This window comes from Ensifer sp. LC11 (assembly GCF_001695835.1).
Taxonomy (GTDB): Bacteria; Pseudomonadota; Alphaproteobacteria; order Rhizobiales; family Rhizobiaceae; genus Ensifer.
The window spans coordinates 132,719-153,583 of sequence record NZ_MBSO01000009.1; the positions used below are offsets into that span (position 1 = coordinate 132,719).

The 20,865-nt window shown below is 63.1% G+C and carries 18 protein-coding genes; 13 read left to right on the forward strand and 5 right to left on the reverse strand.

Translation table 11 applies throughout. The features are described from left to right. Positions 1-43: 43 nt before the first annotated feature. The 5 genes from ccoG to gndA all read left to right on the forward strand — a co-directional run bounded on the left by ccoG (position 44) and on the right by gndA (position 6,166). Positions 44-1,618 carry a cytochrome c oxidase accessory protein CcoG gene (ccoG, locus tag BBX50_RS07160; RefSeq protein ID WP_065774621.1) on the forward strand — a complete coding sequence of 525 codons (1,575 nt, stop codon included), beginning with the start codon at positions 44-46 and terminating at the stop codon, positions 1,616-1,618. Beyond that, a complete protein-coding gene (locus BBX50_RS07165; protein WP_065774622.1) occupies positions 1,615-2,112 on the forward strand; it encodes a FixH family protein in 498 nt (165 codons plus the stop codon). Before ccoG ends, BBX50_RS07165 begins: the two co-directional genes overlap by 4 nt. Then, a complete protein-coding gene (locus BBX50_RS07170) occupies positions 2,109-4,400 on the forward strand; it encodes a cation-translocating P-type ATPase (protein ID WP_065774623.1) in 2,292 nt (763 codons plus the stop codon). The genes BBX50_RS07165 and BBX50_RS07170 overlap by 4 nt, the downstream gene beginning before the upstream one ends. Beyond that, positions 4,397-4,555, forward strand: coding sequence for a cbb3-type cytochrome oxidase assembly protein CcoS (ccoS, locus tag BBX50_RS07175; protein ID WP_043615060.1), 159 nt, complete (start codon positions 4,397-4,399; stop codon positions 4,553-4,555). Before BBX50_RS07170 ends, ccoS begins: the two co-directional genes overlap by 4 nt. Before the next feature lie 180 nt (positions 4,556-4,735). Beyond that, entirely contained in the window at positions 4,736-6,166 is a 1,431-nt protein-coding gene (gene gndA, locus BBX50_RS07180; RefSeq protein ID WP_065774624.1) for an NADP-dependent phosphogluconate dehydrogenase, read from the forward strand. A gap of 299 nt (positions 6,167-6,465) precedes the next feature. Here gndA and BBX50_RS07185 read toward each other — a convergent pair whose 3' ends face one another. The 5 genes from BBX50_RS07185 to BBX50_RS30230 form a co-directional block, all read right to left on the reverse strand. Further along, positions 6,466-6,651: a hypothetical protein gene (locus BBX50_RS07185; protein ID WP_065774625.1), complete on the reverse strand. Its 186-nt coding sequence runs from the start codon at positions 6,649-6,651 to the stop codon at positions 6,466-6,468. A 177-nt stretch (positions 6,652-6,828) separates the two neighbouring features. Continuing rightward, positions 6,829-7,182, reverse strand: coding sequence for a hypothetical protein (locus BBX50_RS07190; RefSeq protein WP_139108539.1), 354 nt, complete (start codon positions 7,180-7,182; stop codon positions 6,829-6,831). Between the two features lie 332 nt (positions 7,183-7,514). Next, positions 7,515-9,137 carry an ABC-F family ATP-binding cassette domain-containing protein gene (locus BBX50_RS07195; RefSeq protein WP_065774627.1) on the reverse strand — a complete coding sequence of 541 codons (1,623 nt, stop codon included), beginning with the start codon at positions 9,135-9,137 and terminating at the stop codon, positions 7,515-7,517. 342 nt (positions 9,138-9,479) lie between these two features. After that, on the reverse strand, positions 9,480-10,535 hold the full coding sequence (locus BBX50_RS07200; protein WP_065774628.1) for a LacI family transcriptional regulator: 1,056 nt from the start codon (positions 10,533-10,535) through the stop codon (positions 9,480-9,482). A 134-nt stretch (positions 10,536-10,669) separates the two neighbouring features. Next, positions 10,670-10,939: a hypothetical protein gene (locus tag BBX50_RS30230; protein WP_161952208.1), complete on the reverse strand. Its 270-nt coding sequence runs from the start codon at positions 10,937-10,939 to the stop codon at positions 10,670-10,672. 116 nt (positions 10,940-11,055) lie between these two features. Between BBX50_RS30230 and BBX50_RS07205 the strand changes: the two genes are divergently transcribed. The 8 genes from BBX50_RS07205 to BBX50_RS07240 all read left to right on the forward strand — a co-directional run bounded on the left by BBX50_RS07205 (position 11,056) and on the right by BBX50_RS07240 (position 20,715). Beyond that, complete coding sequence (locus BBX50_RS07205) at positions 11,056-12,291, forward strand: ABC transporter substrate-binding protein (protein WP_065774629.1); 1,236 nt, start codon at positions 11,056-11,058, stop codon at positions 12,289-12,291. Positions 12,292-12,482: 191 nt separating this feature from the next. After that, entirely contained in the window at positions 12,483-13,391 is a 909-nt protein-coding gene (locus tag BBX50_RS07210; protein ID WP_065774630.1) for a sugar ABC transporter permease, read from the forward strand. A gap of 115 nt (positions 13,392-13,506) precedes the next feature. Further along, complete coding sequence (locus BBX50_RS07215) at positions 13,507-14,334, forward strand: carbohydrate ABC transporter permease (protein ID WP_320410498.1); 828 nt, start codon at positions 13,507-13,509, stop codon at positions 14,332-14,334. Positions 14,335-14,338: 4 nt separating this feature from the next. After that, positions 14,339-15,433 (forward strand): ABC transporter ATP-binding protein, encoded by a 1,095-nt coding sequence (locus tag BBX50_RS07220; RefSeq protein WP_065774632.1) that lies wholly within the window; start codon positions 14,339-14,341, stop codon positions 15,431-15,433. Positions 15,434-15,520: 87 nt separating this feature from the next. Then, complete coding sequence (locus tag BBX50_RS07225; protein ID WP_065774633.1) at positions 15,521-17,995, forward strand: glycoside hydrolase family 2 protein; 2,475 nt, start codon at positions 15,521-15,523, stop codon at positions 17,993-17,995. Positions 17,996-18,000: 5 nt separating this feature from the next. Beyond that, positions 18,001-18,690 (forward strand): D-lyxose/D-mannose family sugar isomerase, encoded by a 690-nt coding sequence (locus BBX50_RS07230; protein WP_065774634.1) that lies wholly within the window; start codon positions 18,001-18,003, stop codon positions 18,688-18,690. 69 nt (positions 18,691-18,759) lie between these two features. Beyond that, a complete protein-coding gene (locus BBX50_RS07235) occupies positions 18,760-19,521 on the forward strand; it encodes a sugar phosphate isomerase/epimerase (RefSeq protein WP_065774635.1) in 762 nt (253 codons plus the stop codon). Between the two features lie 15 nt (positions 19,522-19,536). Further along, positions 19,537-20,715 (forward strand): Gfo/Idh/MocA family oxidoreductase, encoded by a 1,179-nt coding sequence (locus tag BBX50_RS07240; protein WP_065774636.1) that lies wholly within the window; start codon positions 19,537-19,539, stop codon positions 20,713-20,715. Positions 20,716-20,865: the final 150 nt, after the last annotated feature.

A 20,865-nucleotide genomic window follows, 5' to 3' on the forward strand; every position in this document is an offset into this window, starting at 1 on the left:
AAAACACGGCGCAATACATGACATATCCGGGGATTTCCCACAAATGAGCCCTCAATCCGCCGCAAATCCTGCCTCTGTCGAACGTCACGAGGCCGAGCCGGTCAATGCGGCGCATGTGCGCAAGCCGCTCTACGAAAAGCGCAAGAAGATCTTCCCGAAACGCGCCGAAGGCAGCTTCCGCCGCTTCAAGTGGTTGGTGATGCTGGTGACGCTCGGCATCTACTACCTGACGCCCTGGATCCGCTGGGATCGCGGCGAGCATGCGCCGGATCAGGCCGTACTCGTCGATCTCGCGGCCCGGCGCTTCTACTTCTTCTTCATCGAGATCTGGCCGCAGGAATTCTTCTTCGTTGCCGGCCTACTCGTCATGGCGGGCTTCGGCCTGTTTCTGGTGACCTCGGCCGTCGGCCGTGCCTGGTGCGGCTATACCTGTCCGCAGACCGTTTGGGTCGATCTCTTCCTGGTGGTCGAGCGCTACATCGAAGGCGACCGCAACGCCCGCATGAAGCTCGACGCCGGTCCCTGGACGGTTGCCAAGGTCGCCAAGCGCGTATCGAAGCACTCGATCTGGATCCTGATCGGCATTGCCACCGGCGGCGCCTGGATCTTCTATTTCGCCGATGCGCCGACGCTGCTCAAGAGCTTCGTTTTGCTGGAGGCGCCGACGGTTGCCTATATGACCGTCGCGATTCTCACGGCGACGACCTATGTCTTCGGCGGGCTGATGCGCGAGCAGGTCTGCACGTACATGTGCCCGTGGCCGCGCATCCAGGCGGCGATGCTGGATGAAAACTCGCTGGTCGTCACCTATAACGACTGGCGCGGCGAGCCGCGCTCGCGCCACCAGAAGAAGGCGGTCGCGGCCGGCGAGGCCGTCGGCGATTGCGTCGACTGCAACGCCTGCGTCGTGGTCTGTCCGATGGGCATCGACATTCGCGACGGCCAGCAGCTCGAATGCATCACCTGCGCGCTGTGCATCGACGCCTGCGACGGCGTCATGGACAAGCTCGGCCGCGAGCGCGGGCTGATTTCCTATGCGACGCTCAACGACTATGCCGCCAACATGGCTCTTGCCACCAATGGCGGCACGGCGGCGCTTGACCCCAGCCGCGTTCGCAACGCCGATGGAGCCTTCGTCGACAAGGTGCGTCATTTCAACTGGAAGATCGTCTTCCGTCCGCGCGTGCTCGTCTATCTCGGCGTCTGGACGCTCGTCGGCATCGGCCTGCTTTACGCGCTGCTTTCGCGCGACCGGCTGGAGCTCAATGTGCTGCACGATCGCAACCCGCAATTCGTGGTCGAGTCCGACGGTTCGGTGCGCAACGGCTACATGGTCAAACTCTTGAACATGATCCCCGAACAACGCACCATCATGCTTGCGATCGACGGTCTGCCGTCGGCGACGATGCGCATCGCCGGCCAGGCGCCGGGCGACGGCCGCACCTTTGCCATCGGCGTCGACCCGGACAAGGTGACGGCGGTGAAGGTGTTCGTGACGCTGCCGAAGGACAAACTTGGCGAAGCGGCTGACGGCTTCAGCCTGATCGTCGAGGATCCGTCGAGCCACGAGCGCGACGTCTACAAGGCCAATTTCAACAGCCCGGGAGCCGCGAAATGACGACCAAAGAGGCAAAGGCACCGCGCCCCTTCACCGGCTGGCACATGCTGGGCGTCATGGTGCTGTTCTTCGGCACGATCATCACCGTCAATCTGATCATGGCCTGGAATGCCAGCCACAGCTGGAGCGGGCTGGTGGTGCAGAACACCTATGTCGCGAGCCAGCAGTTCAACGGCAAGGTGAAGGAGGCAAAGGCCTTTGCCGCTGACGGGCTCGACGGCAAGCTCAGCGTTGAGAAAGAGGCGCTCCGCTACACGTTGACGCGCCGGGGCAATCCGGAGATGACCGCCGACAAGGTGGTGGCTGTGCTGAAGCGTCCGGTCGAGGAGCATGAGGACGTCACGGTTGAAATGGCGCATCAGGGCGCGGGCGTATTCGTTGCCGCGACCGCGCTGAAGCGCGGCCAGTGGATCGCCGACATTACCGCGACCGCGGGCGACGCCGTCGTCTACCGCCAGGCCATCCGCTTCATGGTGCCGGGGGAAACGCCATGAGCTGCTGCGCTCCAGGAACCGAAGCGGCTCTGGAGATCGACAGGGCCGGGCAGGGACTGCCAACCTCGGAAGAGCTGTGGCTGATGAGCCGCTCGCTCGGTGGTGGTCTGCGCCAGACCGATCTCAGCGTTCCCGGCGTGCACTGCGGCGCCTGCATCGCCACGCTTGAAGGCGCCTTGAAGGTGCTGCCCGAGGTCGAGCGCGCCCGCGTCAACCTTTCGTCGCGCCGTGTCTCGGTCGTCTGGAAGGAAGAGACGGGCGGCACACGCACCGAGCCGCGGGAACTGGCGCGTGTCATCCGCGCGCGCGGCTACGAGACCCATCTTTTTGCCCCGGGTGAGGAAGACGGCGACCAGACGCTGAAGCAGCTGGTGCGCGCCGTTGCCGTTGCCGGCTTCGCCTCGGCCAACATCATGCTTTTGTCCGTTTCCGTCTGGTCGGGGGCAGAGGCGGCCACGCGCGATCTCTTCCACTGGGTTTCGGCGCTGATCGCCGCGCCGACGCTGATCTATTCGGGGCGCTTCTTCTATGCTTCCGCCTGGAATGCGCTGAGGCACGGCCGCACGAATATGGACGTGCCGATTGCGCTGGCGATCACGCTCTCCTTCTCGATCTCGCTCTATGAGACGATCACCCACGGCACTCATGCCTGGTTCGACGGGACCGTGATGCTGCTCTTTTTCCTGCTGATCGGCCGCACGCTCGATCATATGATGCGCGGGCGCGCGCGCTCGGCGATCAGCACCCTGGCGAGGCTTTCGCCGCGTGGCGCCATGGTCGTCGATGCCGATGGCGGGCGGGAATATCGGCCTGTCGACGAGATCAAGACGGGAGAGAAGCTGGCGATTGCCGCCGGCGAACGCATCCCGGTCGACGGGCGCATCCTCCTTGGCGCCAGCGACCTCGATCGCTCGATCGTCAATGGCGAGAGTGCGCCCGCGCCGGTGAAGGCCGGCGACACAGTCGAGGCCGGCACGCTGAACCTCACCGGGCCGCTGACGATCGAAGCGACGGCGGCGGCGCGCGATTCGCTGCTTGCCGAAATCATGGGCCTGATGGAGGCCGCCGAAGGGGGCAGGGCGCGCTATCGCCGCATCGCCGACCGCGCGGCGCAATACTATTCGCCGGCGGTGCATCTGCTGGCGCTTGCAAGTTTCATCGGCTGGATGTTCGTCAACGGCGATTTCCACCATGCGATGCTGGTGGCGGTCGCCGTGCTGATCATCACCTGCCCCTGCGCGCTCGGCCTTGCTGTGCCGGTCGTGCAGGTGATCGCCGCCGGGCGGCTCTTCCAGAACGGCGTCATGGTCAAGGACGGCTCCGCCATGGAGCGGCTTGCCGAGATCGATGCGGTGCTGCTCGACAAGACTGGCACGCTGACCGTGGGCGAACCGCGGCTCGTCAATGGTCCGAACATACAGCCGGCGGTGCTGGCGACGGCGGCGGGGCTTGCCGCCCATTCCCGCCATCCGCTGGCGATGGCCATCCATGATGCAGCGAGGCTTGCCCCCGTCGTTGCCGGTGAGATCCGCGAAATTCCGGGTGCCGGCATCGAGGCCCATACGGAGGCGGGTATCTACCGGCTCGGCAGCCGCGCCTTTGCCTGTGGCGATGCCGGCGAAGCGAGCGGCCAGTCCGAGGCGATCCTGTCGCTCGATGGTCGCGCGCTTGCCTGCTTTCGCTTCGAGGACCGCTTGCGGCCCTTCGCCCGTGAGAGCATCGCGGAACTGGGCCGGCTCGGGCTTTCGACCGGTATTCTCTCCGGCGACCGCGAGCCTGTTGTCGCGGCCCTTGCCCACCGGGTCGGCATCGAGCGCTTCCGGGCGGAACTGACGCCGCGCGGCAAGGTCGACGAATGCGCGGCTGCGGCCGAGGGCGGCCATCGCGTGCTGATGGTCGGCGACGGTATCAACGATGCGCCGGCGCTTCGGGCAGCCCATGTTTCGATGGCGCCGGCGACGGCTGCCGATGTCGGGCGCCAGGCGGCCGATTTCGTCTTCCTGCACCAGGGGCTGAACGCCGTGCCGATGGCGATCGACACCTCGCGCCGCGCCGGCCGGCTGATCCGCCAGAACTTTGCGCTGGCGATCGGCTACAACGTGATTGCCGTTCCGATCGCGATCCTCGGCTATGCGACCCCGCTGATCGCAGCGGTCGCCATGTCGACCTCGTCGGTCATCGTCGTGGTCAACGCCTTGCGGCTGAGGGCTGCCACCGGCAATGTCGCCGAGGCGGCACCGGACGGCAAGGCGTCTGCCGCATTGCAGCCGGTCGGGAGCGCTTCATGAACACGTTGATCTATCTCATACCGATTGCGCTGTTTCTCGGCGGGATCGGCCTCGTCGCCTTCCTCTGGGCGCTGAAAAGCGGCCAGTACGAGGATCTCGAAGGCGCCTCCTGGCGGGTGCTCGACGATGGCGACGGTAAGCCCGAAAAGAAGTGATTTTGTCAGGAATCGCTTGTCGCTAATCGATTTGAATGCCAAAACAACCTCCGCCGTCGCTTCTCGCACCAGGGCCTTCGACAGAGCCCGCCACGAGTAGGCGAAGTTCAATTCGAAGGGCCGGCTTTGACGCGTTTATCCCGATCGCGTCCGGCACTTCTGTCCAATGGAGGCAATCACGTGTCACAGGCGGAAATCGGCCTAATCGGTCTCGGTGTCATGGGCTCGAACCTGGCGCTCAACATCGCTGAAAAAGGCAACAAGATCGCGGTGTTCAACCGCACCGTCGAAGCGACGCACAAATTCTACGCGGAAGCCGGCGAACTGAAGGGCCAGATCGTACCCTGCGACACGATTGAAGAGTTCGTTGCCGCCATCCGCCCGCCGCGGCCGATCATCATCATGATCAAGGCCGGCGAGCCGGTCGACCAGCAGATGGAGATCCTCAAGCCCTATCTTTCCAAGGGCGACATCATGATCGATGCCGGCAACGCCAACTTCCGCGACACGATGCGCCGCTTCGAGGCGCTGAAGGATTCGGGCCTCACCTTCATCGGCATGGGTGTTTCCGGTGGCGAGGAAGGCGCGCGCCACGGTCCGTCGATCATGGTCGGCGGTAAGGAAGAGTCCTGGAAGCGCGTCGAGAGCGTGCTGACCTCGATCGCCGCCAAGTACGACAACGACCCGTGCGTCGCCTGGCTCGGCGAAAATGGCGCCGGCCACTTCGTCAAGACCATTCACAACGGCATCGAATATGCCGACATGCAGATGATCGCCGAAATCTACGGCATCCTGCGCGACGGCCTGAAGATGTCGGCGACCGAGATCGGCGAAGTCTTCGGCACCTGGAACAAGGGGCGCCTCAATTCCTACCTGATCGAGATCTCCGAGAAGGTGCTGAAGGCAGCCGATCCTTTGACCGGCAAGCCGATCGTCGACCTGATCCTCGACAAGGCCGGCCAGAAGGGCACCGGCAAGTGGTCGGTGATCGAGGCGCAGAACATGGGCGTTCCGGCAACCGCGATCGAAGCGGCCGTTGCGGCGCGCAGCATCTCCTCTGCCAAGGCAGAGCGCGAAGCGGCCGAGAAGATCCTCGGCCTGCCTGAGGTCGGTGAGTTCAAGGTGGCTGACAAGGCCGCCTTCATCAAGGATCTCGAAAGCGCGCTGCTCGCCGCCAAGATCGGCGCCTATGCGCAAGGCTTTGCGGTCATGTCGGCGGCGTCGAAGGAGTTCAACTGGAACCTGCCGATGCCGACCATTGCCAAGATCTGGCGCGCCGGCTGCATCATCCGCTCGCAGTTCCTGGATGAGATCACCACTGCCTTCACCAAGGCGCCTGATGCCGCCAACCTGATCGTCACGCCGGCCTTTGCCGCCATGGTCAAGGAAACCGACGGAGCGCTGCGCCGCGTCGTCTCGGCAGCCGTTCTCGGCGGCCTGCCGGTGCCGGCGCTCGCTTCGGCGCTTGGCTACTTCGACAGCTACCGCCGCGGCCGCGGCACGGCCAACGTCATCCAGGCGCAGCGCGACTTCTTCGGCGCGCACGGCTTCGACCGCGTCGATGGTGCCGACAGCCACCACGGCCCGTGGGGCAGCGGCCTCAACGGCTAGAGCGCCGTGCGTTCATATGAACGCACCAAGGACGCTCCAGCGCTTTGATTCTAGAGCATCTTTCCGCCTCAGGTGAACCCACTTGAGAGCGGGATGCTCTATGTCTCGACAGAGTGTTTCGAAGCGGGGCGGCCTTGGTCGCCCCGTTTGTATTGGTCTTGGTGACCCGCACCGTTCGGACAACACGCTAAGGCGCGTCGCAATCTCTCAGATTCGCTCCTCGCGCCTTATGTTTTTGATTTATCGCATATCGTTATCGCAAAACCGCTGCGCACTTTTGCGCGACATGCATTAGCCGGTCATCGAACCGCTGATATCTCTGCGGTTCCTGTGCCGTTGACTGCTCCAGGATTGGAGCAGGACTTGATCGGCAGCACGGCGAACAGCGAGGCAATCATCAGCACAACTATGATCAGCACCAGCCTGTCGGTGAAGGCGGCTCGAAAAATCTGCAGCACATAGTGCTTCGTCTTCATCGTGCCCACGCGCTTTCATCGCCACCTGTCTATGATGGCTTCCGCGCACCGTGGACGTCCTGCGTCCGGTCATGTGCTTTTGTCTGCGTCAGACGGGAAACTGCTGATCTCGCCCATTGTTCCAGCAAAGCAGGCTGGTGTTTCTAACGCCGCCGTGTCCCCTTGAAATCCGCTTGCGGGGCGCGACTATCGCCGGTGGACGCTGCGATCGTTCCCCGCCCGCCGACGGTCGCCGGGGCCGCGCGGACCTTGCATCTTTTCCCGTTCATCGGATCGGCGGGAAAAGGGCACGACATGGCTTGTTCGCAACGGGGGCCGGCGCCGTGCCCGTAGCTTGCCCAGTCTTTTCGGGGGATCGACAAAGATGACCAGCAAAAAACCGACGGCCATCAGCACGTAGGTGGGGATGCCGGTCTTCGCGCTGGCAACGAAGGCACACAGGGTGGCGAAAGCAATGTAGATTGCGATGGTGAAGGGGTTGGACAGAAAGTCCCACACGCAATCGGAAATGCGAACTTTCCATGCAATTTTCGATGTCATGGCGGACATCACCTGTCTGAAGTGATTGGCAGCAGTCGCTGCGATGGCGCCCCAGCCCCAGCAATATGCGACCGGTCGCGTCGCGACAATGACACTCAGACCTTTGGCTGCGTGATTCGGACCAAAGTCCCATCGATTTCGAGCCACGATCCGCTAGGATTTGTAGACGCTGCTACGGTAGCGCTTCACAAGAACGTAGACCTTTCAGTACCGATTTAGAGCGGAGTCGTGCCGTACATTGGGGCTCTGCTTGTTTTGCCCCAGCCACCGCCAATGTGGCGGGAGCTGCGAAACGCTGGGCGCCGGCGCGCGACGCCCAGCTCGCTGTTTGATCAGCTTCGAAGGCCGGGCGCTTCCTGGCCGGTGCGCGCGACATATTCCGTATAGCCGCCGCCATACTGGTGAATCCCCTCCGGCGTCAATTCGAGCACACGGTTGGACAGTGCGCCGAGGAAGTGGCGGTCGTGCGAGACGAAGAGCATGGTGCCTTCGTAGTCCGCGAGCGCCTTGATCAACATTTCCTTGGTGTCGAGGTCCAGGTGGTTGGTCGGCTCGTCGAGCACCAAAAGGTTCGGCGGATCGAAGAGCATGATCGCCATGACGAGGCGCGCCTTCTCGCCGCCCGAGAGCACCCGGCACTTCTTCTCGACATCATCGCCGGAAAAGCCGAAGCAGCCGGCGAGCGCGCGAAGCGGTGCCTGGCCCGCCTGCGGGAAGGTATCTTCGAGCTGCTGGAGAACCGTGCGGTCGCCATCGAGCACGTCCATGGCGTGCTGGGCGAAGTAACCCAACTTGACGCTGGCGCCGAGGGTGACGTTGCCTTCGTCCGGCTCGGTGGAGCCGGTGACGAGTTTCAGCAGCGTCGACTTGCCGGCGCCGTTGATGCCCATGATGCACCAGCGCTCGCGGCGGCGCACCATGAAGTCCAGGCCTTCATAGATGCTGCGGCTGCCGTATTTCTTGTGCACGCCCTTGATGTTGATGACGTCTTCGCCGGAGCGTGGCGCCGGGCGGAATTCGAAGGCGACGGACTGGCGGCGCTTCGGCGGCTCGACCCGGTCGATCTTGTCGAGCTTCTTTACGCGGCTCTGCACCTGGGCTGCGTGCGAGGCGCGGGCCTTGAAGCGCTCGATGAACTTGATCTCCTTGGCGAGCATCGCCTGCTGGCGCTCGAACTGCGCCTGCTGCTGCTTCTCGTTCTGGGCGCGCTGCTGCTCGTAGAAGCCGTAGTCGCCGGAGTAGGCGTTGAGCGAGCCGCCGTCGATCTCGATGATCTTGGTGATGATGCGGTTCATGAACTCGCGGTCGTGCGAGGTCATCATCAGCGCGCCGTCATAGTTCTTGAGGAAATCTTCGAGCCAGATCAGGCTTTCGAGATCGAGATGGTTGCTCGGCTCGTCGAGCAGCATCACGTCGGGGCGCATCAGGAGAATGCGGGCGAGCGCCACGCGCATCTTCCAGCCGCCCGAAAGTGCGCCGACATCGCCGTCCATCATTTCCTGGGAAAAGCTTAAGCCCGCCAGAACTTCGCGGGCCCGGCCCTCGAGCGCGTAGCCGTCGAGCTCCTCGTAGCGCGCCTGCACCTCGCCATAGCGCTCGATGATCGCGTCCATCTCGTCGAGGCGATCGGGATCGACCATGGCGGCTTCGAGCTCGCGTAGCTCGGCAGCGACTTCGCTGACCGGACCGGCGCCGTTCATCACCTCGGCAACCGCGCTGCCGCCGGACATCTCGCCGACATCCTGGTTGAAGTAGCCGATGGTGATGCCCTTATCGACGGCGACCTGGCCTTCATCAGGCACTTCCTCGCCGGTGATCATGCGGAAGAGCGAGGTCTTGCCGGCGCCGTTCGGGCCGACGAGGCCGACCTTCTCGCCGCGATTGAGGGCGGCTGAGGCTTCGATGAAAAGGATGCGGTGGCTGAGCTGCTTGCTGATGTTTTCGATACGGATCATGTCTGCGGTAGCCTGAAGGGAGGAGAGGGGCGCCGTCGCGCCCAAATGTTGCCCCGGCCTGTCGCAGGTTTCTGCGTCACAAGCAAGTCGGGAAGGGAATTTCGGGGTTTCGCGATACTCGTGGCGGGCTCTCGCTTGGTCGCTTGTGGTCGGACGGCGGCCTATCCTCTGTCCTCATTCCTGTGCTCGTCACAGGAACCTCTAGCAGTTCCGTTGGAACTGCGGGACCAGCCCAAGCTGAAAAGACTCTTCCGCGCCGCGGACGCGGCGCTGCTGGATCCCTGTGACGAGCACAGGGATGAGGGCGGAGAAGCATTCGCCAAATCTAATTGCGCTGTCGGTTCAGGCCCGCAGGCCGCGTGTGATCGGCGGCTGGAACTCCGGCTGGCTGAGGCTTTGCAGCGTTTCCGCCGGCTGGCCGTCGATATGGCCGATGACGGCCTTTGCCAGTTCGCGACCGGCGACGCGGATGTCCTCGTACATGGTCATCACCTCCGGGCGCAGCCAGCGCAGGAAGTCGCTCGGGGACTTCGAAACCATGTCGCAGTCTTCCGTCAGCTTCTTCTTGGCCATCTCCAGGCCGGCGATCAGCGCGATCGCGCCGGAGCCACTGCCCGAGACGATGCCGTCGGGCGCGTCGTCGGAGCGCATCAGTACCTCGAAGGCGTCGCGGATTTCGACCAGCGAATGGTCGATGTTGGTCTGGTGGAAGCTGACCGCATCGGCCTGGAAGTCGCGCAGGCCCCGTTCGAAGCCGGCGCGCATGTGCGAATAGAAGGTGAGGTGCGGCGGCGGCTCCAACAGAACCAGCCGGCGCCGGCCGCGCGCGACCAGCTTGCGCACCGCCTCATAGGCGAAGCGCTCGTTGTCGAAGTCGTGATAGGGGTGGACGATGCCCATCTCGGTGCGGCCGTGGGTGACGAACGGCAGGCCGCGCTCGGTGAGCAGCGCCACGCGCGGATCGTGCGGCTCGGTGCGTGAGATGATCACGCCGTCGGCCGCACCCGTGTCGAGGATGTAGCGGATCGGCGCCAGCGCGTCCTTGACGGCACTATAGGGCGTGACGACCAGATGATAGGGCGTGCCGGCAAGGATCTCGGTGATGCCGACAACCATCGGGCTGGTGATGCCCATGATCTCTTCTTCCAGCGTCAGGACGAGGCTGATGACATTGGTCTTGCCGGTCCTCAGGCGCACGCCGGCGCGGTTCGGCTGATAGCCGATCTGCTTGGCGACGAGACGCACGCGCTCCTTGGTTTCAGCGCCGATATCGGGTGCGTCCTTCAGTGCCCGCGAAACGGTCGTAATCCCGAGCCCGGTCATGAAGGCGATCGTCTTCAGGGTCGGCCGGGCTCCATCCGGCAGTGTCTGCGGCCTGTTTTTCGTCTTGCTGTCCATTGCCGTCACCCGCCCACTCTCTTCCTGCGCGCTGCCGGTTTGCCCGTCGGCAGTCAAGCGCATTCGGTTCGGCCCTGTCCATCGCGCCGCCACCCTGTCACTTCATCGCCTTATATACGAAAAGTCGTGTGCGGCTATGCTGCTTTGGATGGATCAAATTGCTTCAAATCTGTAACGATACAGGTGCGATGTCGAGCATTTTCGTTGCTGCGCTGCGAAAGAAGGAGCGGGCTGGTTGAATCCGGACCTGGAGCGCGTGTTTTTTGCATTGGCGAGATGGTGATCTTGAAGGCAGTGCCGGATTGCTGCAAAAATTCCATAAATATCAGTTGAATAACAGAAATTCCTGCGAGATGCGGGAGGGCTAGCGGCGGGCGCAAAGCGCTTTGGATGTCCGTTGTCATCTGCACGCAATGGGTGTTTTTTAAGATTCTGTTTAAATCGATTGTGGTGGGTGTTGCGTCCTGTAATCGATTGCATTAAGTTTTTTACGGTAACGTTACAGTGAGGGAGGAGACTCATGAAAATACGTTCTTTTGCGGCCATGCTGGCGACAGCCGTGGCACTGCCGCTCGGTGCGGCCAATGCAGCCGATCTTGAAGTAACCCATTGGTGGACATCCGGCGGCGAAGCGGCCGCGGTCGCGGAACTCGCCAAGGCCTTCGATGCGACGGGCAATCACTGGGTCGACGGCGCGATCGCCGGCTCCGGCGGCACCGCCCGCCCGATCATGATCAGCCGCATCACCGGCGGCGACCCGATGGGCGCCACGCAGTTCAACCACGGCCGGCAGGCAGAGGAGCTGGTCCAGGCCGGCCTGATGCGCGACCTGACCGATGTCGCGACCCGCGAGAAGTGGAAGGACATCATCAAGCCGGCAAGCCTGCTCGATTCCTGCACCATCGACGGCAAGATCTATTGCGCCCCGGTCAACATTCACTCCTGGCAGTGGCTGTGGCTGTCGAACGCCGCCTTCAAGACGGCGGGCGTCGAGGTTCCGAAAAACTGGGACGAGTTCGTTGCCGCCGCACCGGCGCTCGAAAAGGCCGGCATCGTGCCGCTCGCGGTCGGTGGGCAGCCGTGGCAGGCAGCCGGCGCGTTTGACGTGCTGATGGTGGCGATCGCCGGCAAGGACACCTTCCAGAAGGTGTTTGGCGACAAGGACGAGGACGTGGCGGCAGGCCCTGAGATCGCCAAGGTCTTCAAGGCCGCCGACGATGCCCGCCGCATGTCGAAGGGCACCAATGTCCAGGACTGGAACCAGGCGACCAACATGGTCATCACCGGCAAGGCCGGCGGCCAGATCATGGGCGACTGGGCGCAGGGTGAATTCGCGCTTGCCGGCCAGAAGGCCGGAACCGACTATACCTGCCTGCCGGGCCTCGGCGTCAACGAGATCATCTCGACCGGTGGCGATGCCTTCTACTTCCCGCTTCTGAAGGACGAGGAAAAGTCGAAGGCGCAGGAAGCGCTCGCTTCGTCGCTGCTCGATCCGAAGACCCAGGTCGCCTTCAATCTCAAGAAGGGTTCGCTGCCGGTGCGTGGCGACGTTGATCTCGCCGCTGCCAACGACTGCATGAAGAAGGGTCTGGACATTCTTGCCAAGGGCAATGTGATCCAGGGCACCGACCAGCTGCTTTCGGCCGACAGCCAGAAGCAGAAGGAGGACCTGTTCTCCGAATTCTTCGCCAACGCGTCGATCACGCCGGAAGACGCGCAGAAGCGCTTCGCCGACATCATCGCGAACGCGGAGTAACCGCAACTGCCTTGACCGGCCTCGACTTGAAGAGGCCGGTCAAAGCCTCCCATCCGGCATGAAGTATCCGTGCCGGCAGTCCGCGCGTGATGCGTTGCGGTCCCTTGGGAGTGGTTGTCGCCCTGATGGGACAGGACGCCCTATGGCGCTGCCCATCGTCCGAAACCCATTGCAGTTCCGGAGGAACAAACATGGCGGGTTACACACAAGGTTCGGGCCGACCGAACCAGTGGCTGCGGAACCTGAACGCGAAGATTGCCTCCGTCCCGATGATCCTGACGGCCGTGGTGATCTTCCTCGGTGGCACGATCTGGACGGTCGTCTATTCCTTTACCAACTCCAAGCTCTTGCCGCGGCTATCCTTCGTCGGCTTCGATCAGTACGAACGCCTCTGGGACGCGCCGCGCTGGCTGGTCTCGGTACAGAACCTCGCCATCTACGGCATCTTTTCGCTGATCTTCAGCCTGGTGATCGGCTTCGTGCTGGCCGCACTGATGGACCAGAAGATCCGCTTCGAGAATACTTTCCGCACCATCATGCTCTATCCCTTTGCCCTGTCGTTCATCGTGACGGGCCTGGTCTGGCAATGGCTGCTCAATCCGGAATTCGGCATCCAGTCGGTGGTGCGCTCGCTCGGCTGGGAGAGCTTCACCTTCGACCCGCTCTATAACGCCAACATCGTCATCTACGGCATCCTGATCGCGGCGCTGTGGCAGGGCACCGGGCTCGTCATGTGCCTGATGCTCGCGGGTCTTCGCGGCATCGACGAGGACATCTGGAAGGCGGCGCGCGTCGACGGCATTCCGATGTGGAAGACCTACATCTTCGTCGTCATCCCGATGATGCGCGGCGTCTTCATCACCACGCTTGTCATCATCGCGAGCGGCATCGTCAAGGTCTACGACCTCGTCGTGGCGCAGACGAGCGGCGGTCCGGGCATCGCGTCCGAAGTGCCAGCAAAATACGTCTACGACTACATGTTCCAGGCGCAGAACCTCGGCCAGGGCTTTGCCGCCTCGACCATGATGCTCATCACCGTCGCCATCATCATCGTTCCTTGGGCCTATCTGGAATTCGGGGGAGGGCGCAAGCGTGTCTGATATCGTTGCTTTCAATTCAGTCGCGGACGAGGCCCTGCCTCAGGCGCAGACCGACAGGGTCGTCGCCGGACCGCGCGGGCGCAAGCCACGCCGGGCGCTTTCGGGCCGCAACATCATGATCTACGGCACGTTGATCATCGTGGCGCTCTACTACCTCTTGCCGCTCTATGTGATGGTGATGACCTCGCTCAAAGGCATGCCGGAAATCCGGCTCGGCAACATCTTCGCGCCGCCGCTCGAAATCACCTTCGAGCCCTGGGTCAAGGCCTGGTCGAGCGCCTGCACCGGCCTCAACTGCGACGGGCTTTCGCGCGGTTTCTGGAACTCGGTGCGCATCACCATTCCCTCGACGATCGTCTCGATCGCGATCGCCTCGGTCAACGGCTATGCGCTTGCCAACTGGCGCTTCAAGGGTGCGGAGCTGTTCTTCACCATCCTGATCGTCGGTGCCTTCATCCCCTATCAGGTGATGATCTATCCGATCGTCATCGTGCTTCGCGAAATGGGCATCTACGGCACGCTGACCGGCCTCATCATGGTGCACACCATCTTCGGCATGCCGATCCTGACGCTGCTCTTCCGCAACTATTTCGCCGGCCTGCCGGAGGAACTGTTCAAGGCGGCGCGCGTCGATGGTGCCGGCTTCTGGACGATCTACTTCAAGATCATGCTGCCGATGTCGCTGCCGATCTTCGTCGTGGCGATGATCCTGCAGGTCACCGGCATCTGGAACGACTTCCTGTTCGGCGTCGTGTTCACCCGGCCGGAATACTACCCGATGACGGTTCAGCTCAACAACATCGTCAACTCGGTCCAGGGCGTGAAGGAATACAACGTCAACATGGCGGCAACCATCCTGACGGGTGCCGTGCCGCTCTTCGTCTATTTCGTCTCCGGACGGCTATTTGTCCGCGGCATCGCCGCCGGCGCAGTGAAAGGGTAAGGACATGCAAAACGTCAGCGTATCGGTAAAAGACCTGTCGTTGAGCTTCGGTGCCGTCACTGTGCTCGACACGCTCAACCTCGACATCAAGGATGGCGAGTTCCTGGTGCTGCTCGGCTCGTCGGGCTGCGGCAAGTCGACCTTGCTCAACTGCATCGCCGGCCTGCTCGATGTCAGCGACGGGCAGATCTTCATCAAGAACAAGAACGTCACCTGGGAGGAGCCGAAGGACCGCGGCATCGGCATGGTGTTCCAGTCCTACGCGCTCTATCCGCAGATGTCGGTGGAGAAGAACCTCTCCTTCGGCCTTCAGGTGGCGAAGGTGCCGAAGGAAGAGATCGACAAGCGCGTGCGCCGCGCCTCCGAGATCCTGCAGATCCAGCCGCTCTTGAAGCGCAAGCCCTCGGAACTGTCCGGCGGCCAGCGCCAGCGCGTGGCGATCGGTCGGGCGCTGGTGCGCGATGTCGACGTGTTCCTCTTCGATGAGCCGCTCTCCAACCTCGACGCCAAGCTGCGCTCGGAGTTGCGCGTCGAAATCAAGCGGCTGCACCAGTCGCTGAAGAACACGATGATCTACGTCACCCACGACCAGATCGAGGCGCTGACGCTTGCCGACCGCATCGCCGTCATGAAGAGCGGCGTGATCCAGCAGCTCGCCGATCCGATGACGATCTACAACGCGCCGGAAAACCTCTTCGTCGCCGGCTTCATCGGCTCGCCGTCGATGAATTTCTTCCGCGGCGAGCTGCAGCTTCGCGACCAGCGCGCCTATGTGCACGCCAACGGCGTCGATTTCGACGTATCGGCTTATCCCTCGCGCGCACCGTTCGTGCATGGGCAGAAGGTCGTGTTGGGCTTGAGGCCGGAACATGTGCGCGTCGACGAGGCGGCAAGCGGGGCTCAGGCCTCGCACCGGGCGGTGGTCGATATCGAGGAGCCGATGGGCGCCGACAACCTGTTGTGGCTGAAGCTCGCAGGGCAATCGATGTCGGTGCGCATCGCCGGGCAGCGGCGTTATGCCCCGGGCACGGCGGTCACGCTCTCCTTCGATATGGCCGTTGCCTCGATCTTCGATGCGACAAGCGAGAACCGACTCTGAAATAAGGGGGGCCGGGCAGGGATCTCCGCCCGGCCTATCCCGACAATGACTGTGCCGGCGTTGCCGGTCGATCCGTGGAATACGACAATGCTCTCTGAGGACTACAATCGCACCGCCATCCGTCTCGACCTGTCAGGCGATTGGCAGCTCAGCTCGGTCGATAACAGCCACACACTGGCGATGGCGCTGCCGGGCGACGTACATTCGGCGCTCACAAAGGCCGGCGTGATCGGCGATCCCTATGTCGGCCGCAACGAGAACGACGTGCAATGGGTGGCGCACAAGGACTGGGTGATCGAGCGCACGGTTACGGTCGCAGCCGATGACCTCTCGGGCTACTGGTATCTCGACCTCGAAAGCCTCGATACGGTTGCCTCGGTCTTCGTCAATGACCGGCTGGTGCTCGAAGCGGATAATTGCTTCCGCCGCTACCGGCCGGACATCTCGCGCGCGCTTGTCGCCGGCGAAAACCGCATCCGCATCGCGCTGCGTTCCTCGATCGCAGAGGGCGCGCGCCGTCAGGCCGAGCAGCCGTTCTACGTGCCCTATCACCCCGGCAATTCGCCGATCGCCAACGGCAACATGCTGCGCAAGCCGCAGTGCCATTTCGGCTGGGACTGGAACCTCGCGATCGCGCCGCTCGGCGTCTACGGCGAGATCGCCCTTTGCCGCCTGGAGATCGCCCGCATCGAGCATGTGACGACGAAGCAGGTCTGGCTTGAGGACGGCAGCGTCGACCTGTTGGTGACCGTGACGCTGTTTGCCGACGCGCCCGGCATCGTGCCGATACATTTTGCGCTCGACGAGGACCGCGAGCGGCTGGATTGCGCCGTCGGCAAGGGCGAGACGCGCATCACCCATGTGTTTTCCGTCGCGAAGCCGAAACGCTGGTGGCCGGCCGGCAGCGGCGAGCAGCATCTGTCAAATCTGACGGTTGAGGTGCCGCAGGGTGAGGTGAGCCGACAGATCGGTTTCCGCACCGTCGAGCTTCTGACCGACAAGGACGAGGCCGGTAGCCGCTTTGCCTTCCGCGTCAACGGCCGCGAAATCTTCTGCAAGGGCGCCAACTGGATCCCGGCGGATGCGCTAGCATCGCGGGTGACGCGCGAAGGCGTCGAGGACCTTTTGAGCTCGGCGGTCGACGCCAACATGAACATGATCCGGGTCTGGGGCGGCGGCTTCTACGAGCCGGACTGGTTCTACGATCTCTGCGACCGGCTAGGGCTCATGGTCTGGCAGGACTTCATGTTTGCCTGCAACCTCTATCCTTCGACGCCTGATTTTCTGGAGAACGTTGCGGCCGAGGTCGACTATCAGGCCAAGCGCCTGTCGTCGCATCCGTCGATCGCGGTCTGGTGCGGCGACAACGAGCTCGTCGGCGCACTCACCTGGTTCGACGAACCGCGCAAGGACCGCGACCGTTATCTCGTCTCCTATGACCGGCTGAACCGCACGATCGAAGTGGCGCTGAAACAGGCGTTGCCCGAGGCAATCTGGTGGCCGTCGAGCCCGGCTTCGGGCTATCTCGACTTCGGCGACGCCTGGCATGCCGATGGCTCGGGCGACATGCACTACTGGTCGGTCTGGCACGAGAACAAGTCCTTCGACAATTACCGGACCGTGCGGCCGCGCTTCTGCTCGGAGTTCGGCTTCCAGTCCTATACGTCGATGCCGGTCATCCGGCAGTTCGCGGCGGAAAAGGACCTCAACATCGCGTCGCCGGTGATCGAGAGCCACCAGAAGAATGTCGGTGGCAACGAGCGCATTGCCGGCACGATGTTCCGCTACTTCCGCTTCCCCAAGGATTTCCCGGCTTTCGTCTATCTGAGCCAGATCCAGCAGGGGCTGGCGATCCGCACCGCGGTCGACTACTGGCGCTCGCTGAAGCCCCATTGCATGGGTACGCTCTACTGGCAGCTCAACGACACCTGGCCGGTCGCCTCCTGGTCGAGCCTCGACTATGGGGGCAGCTGGAAGGCGATGCACTACATGGTGAGGCGCTTCTTCCAGCCGGTCTCGGTCGCCGCCATCCCGTCTGCCGACGGCAAGGACATCGCCTTCTCGATGGTCAACGACACGGCAGAACCGGTGACGGTCGAACTCCAGACCTTCGTCGTTTCGCTCGATGGCAGGCGCACGCCGCTGACGGCGGCTGCCGGCACCTGCAGCCCGGATCGGGCGGCGACGCTGGTGGCGATCGCCGCTTCCGATATTCCGGCGGATCACCTGCTGTTCTGGTCCTTCGAGGCGTCGAACGGCATGCGCGGCGAGGGGCACCATGTCAACGGCACCTACAAGGCGCTCGACCTGCAGCCGTCCGGCCTGTCGCTGGACGTTGCTCCTGCCGGCGAGGGCGCCTTCGAGGTCACCGTCAAGGCGAGCGGTCTTGCCCTGCATGTGATGATCGAGGCGGATGTCGCCGGGCGCTACTCCGACAACGCCTTCGATCTTCTCGCGGGCGAAACGAACGTCATCCGTTTCACGCCGAAGGTGCTGCTTGGCGCAGGCGACCTGCCGCGTTTTGCCGCCTTCGATCTCGAATCCTGCCAGGGAAAAGGTTGACCGCCATGAAGCGCAGCCACGTCAACGACATCATCGCCGAGAGCGATGCCTTCATGAAGTCGTTCGGCTTCACGCTGCCGCCCTTTGCCTATTGGTCGCCCGAGCAGTTGAAGGCGCGTGTTGCCTTCGACAGCCCGACGATCTTCGACGCCCGCCTCGGCTGGGATATCACCGACTATGGCAAGGGCCGCTTCGACCAGTTCGGCCTGGTGCTCTTTACGCTGCGCAATGGCAACGCCGCGAACCTGAAGACCGGGCAGGGCATGGTCTATGCCGAGAAGCTGATGATCACCGCCAAGGATCAGGTCAATCCGCTGCACCGCCACGCGGTCAAGACCGAGGACATCATCAATCGCGGCGGCGGTTCGCTGGTGCTGCAGATGTACAATTCCAAGCCCGATGGCAGCGTCGACGAGGAGAGTGACGTCGTCGTCGCCACCGATGCGCGGCTGCGCACCCTTAAAGCGGGTGCGTTGCTGAAGCTGAAAGCCGGCGAAAGTGTCACGCTTCTGCCCGGCAACTGGCACGCCTTCTGGGCCGAAGGCGCCGACGTGCTGATGGGCGAGGTTTCGACCGTCAACGACGATCTCACCGACAACTATTTCCGCGAGCCTGTCGGTCGCTTCTCGGCGATCGAGGAGGACTCGGCACCCACCCGCCTGCTGGTGCCGGACTACGACACCTGGCTCAAGTGATCCCGAGGCCCCAAGAACCCAAGACCCCCAAGCCCCCCAAGGACCCAAGACGAAATCGAGGAGGATTTCATGAAGGACGTCAGTTTCCAGCTTTACAGCGCCCGCAATTTCCCGCCGTTCGCCAATGTGCTGAAGGCACTCGGCAACGCCGGCTACAGCCAGGTCGAAGGCTATGGTGCGCTCTATGCGGCGCTCAGCGACGCGGAGATCGCGAGCTTCAAAGAGGGCCTCGACGAGAACGGCCTTGCCATGCCGACGGCCCATTTTGGTCTCGACATGCTCGAAAACGATCCGGCCCGCGTGCTCGAAATCGCCAAGGCGCTTGGCATCAAGGCGATCTATTGCCCGTACCTGATGCCCGACCAGCGCCCGACGGATGCCGCCGGCTGGCGTGCCTTCGGCGAGCGGCTGCAGAAGGCCGGCAAGCCCTATCGCGAAGCCGGGCTGATCTTCGGCTGGCACAATCACGACTTCGAATTCTTTGCGCTTCCTGACGGCAGCATCCCGCAGGACCTGATCTTTGCAGGCGGACCGGATCTTTCCTGGGAAGCCGATATCGCCTGGATCATCCGCGGCGGTGCCGATCCGATCGCCTGGATCAAGAAGTACGGCGACCGCATCACCGCCGTGCATGTGAAGGACATCGCGCCAACGGGCGAGAAGAAGGACGAGGACGGCTGGGCCGATGTCGGCGAGGGCACCGTCGACTGGAAGGGGCTTTTCCAGACGCTTGCCGCCACCAAGGCCCGCTATTTCATCGCCGAGCACGACAATCCGAGCGATTTCAAGCGCTTCGCTGAGCGTTCGCTCGCCTCCATTCAATCCTATTGAGAAGCAGGTTCATCCATGACCAAGGAACTTGGCGTCGGCATCATCGGATGCGGCAACATCTCCACCACCTATTTCAAGCTTGCCCCTCTCTTTAAGGGCATCAAGGTCGTCGCCTGCGCCGACATCAACCCGGCGGCGGCCGAAGCGCGCGCGGCCGAATACGGCGTCGAGGCACAGAGTATCGAAGCGCTGCTTGCCAATCCTGGTGTCGACATCGTCGTCAACCTGACGATCCCGGATGCGCACTATCCGGTCTCGAAGGCAATCCTCGAGGCGGGCAAGCACGTCTATTCGGAAAAGCCGCTGGTGCTTTCGCTGGAGCAAGGCGAGGATCTCAGGGCGATCGCGAAAGCCAAGGGGCTTTCCGTCGGCTGCGCGCCCGATACTTTCCTCGGCGGCGCGCATCAACTCGCCCGCAGCACCATCGACGCCGGCAAGATCGGCCGGGTGACCTCGGGCACCTGCCACGTCATGAGCCCGGGCATGGAGATGTGGCATCCGAACCCGGATTTCTTCTTCTTGCCTGGCGGCGGCCCGATCCTCGATCTCGGCCCCTATTACATCGCCAACCTGATCAACCTGATCGGGCCGGTGAAGCGGGTGGCGGCCCTGTCCTCCATGGCCAGCCCCACCCGCACCATCACCAGCGAGCCGCGCAAGGGCGAGGAGATCCCGGTCAAGACGCCGACCAACATCCATGCGCTGCTTGAGTTTGAGAACGGCGCGACGATTACGCTGTCGGCGAGCTGGGATGTCTGGTCGCACCGCCACGGCAATATGGAGCTCTACGGTACCGAGGGCTCGCTCTATGTTCCCGATCCGAACTTCTTCGGCGGCACGGTGGAGGCAAGCGGCCGCGACAAGAACGTCCAGCCGCTCGAAGCCTGGGACCACCCCTTCGGCGTGGCAAACCAGGAGCATCCGCAGGGCCCGATGGCGAACTACCGCACGGCAGGCCTTGCCGACATGGCGCTCGCCATCCTCGAAGGCCGCGATGCCCGCTGCTCGCTCGACCGTGCGCTGCACGGCGTCGACGTCATGGTGTCGATCCTGAAATCCGGCGAAGAGGGACGATTCATCGAGCTCTCCACCACCTGCACCCAGCCGGCTGCCCTCGGCATCGAGGAGGCGAGAGCGCTGCTGCGCGAGGTGGACGAAGAAGTATCGGAAAATCGCGTCGCTGCCGCTTCATAGCTATTGCGGTTGTTGTGAGCGGGCGCGTGCCTGTTCACCAACCCGCAAGGGCGCCTTTTTGCCGAGACGGGTGCTCCATCCTCCCTCATCCTCGCCCTCGTGGCGGGGATCCAGCGACCCGACGTCCGTCGGGTCAAAAGACTTTTCAGC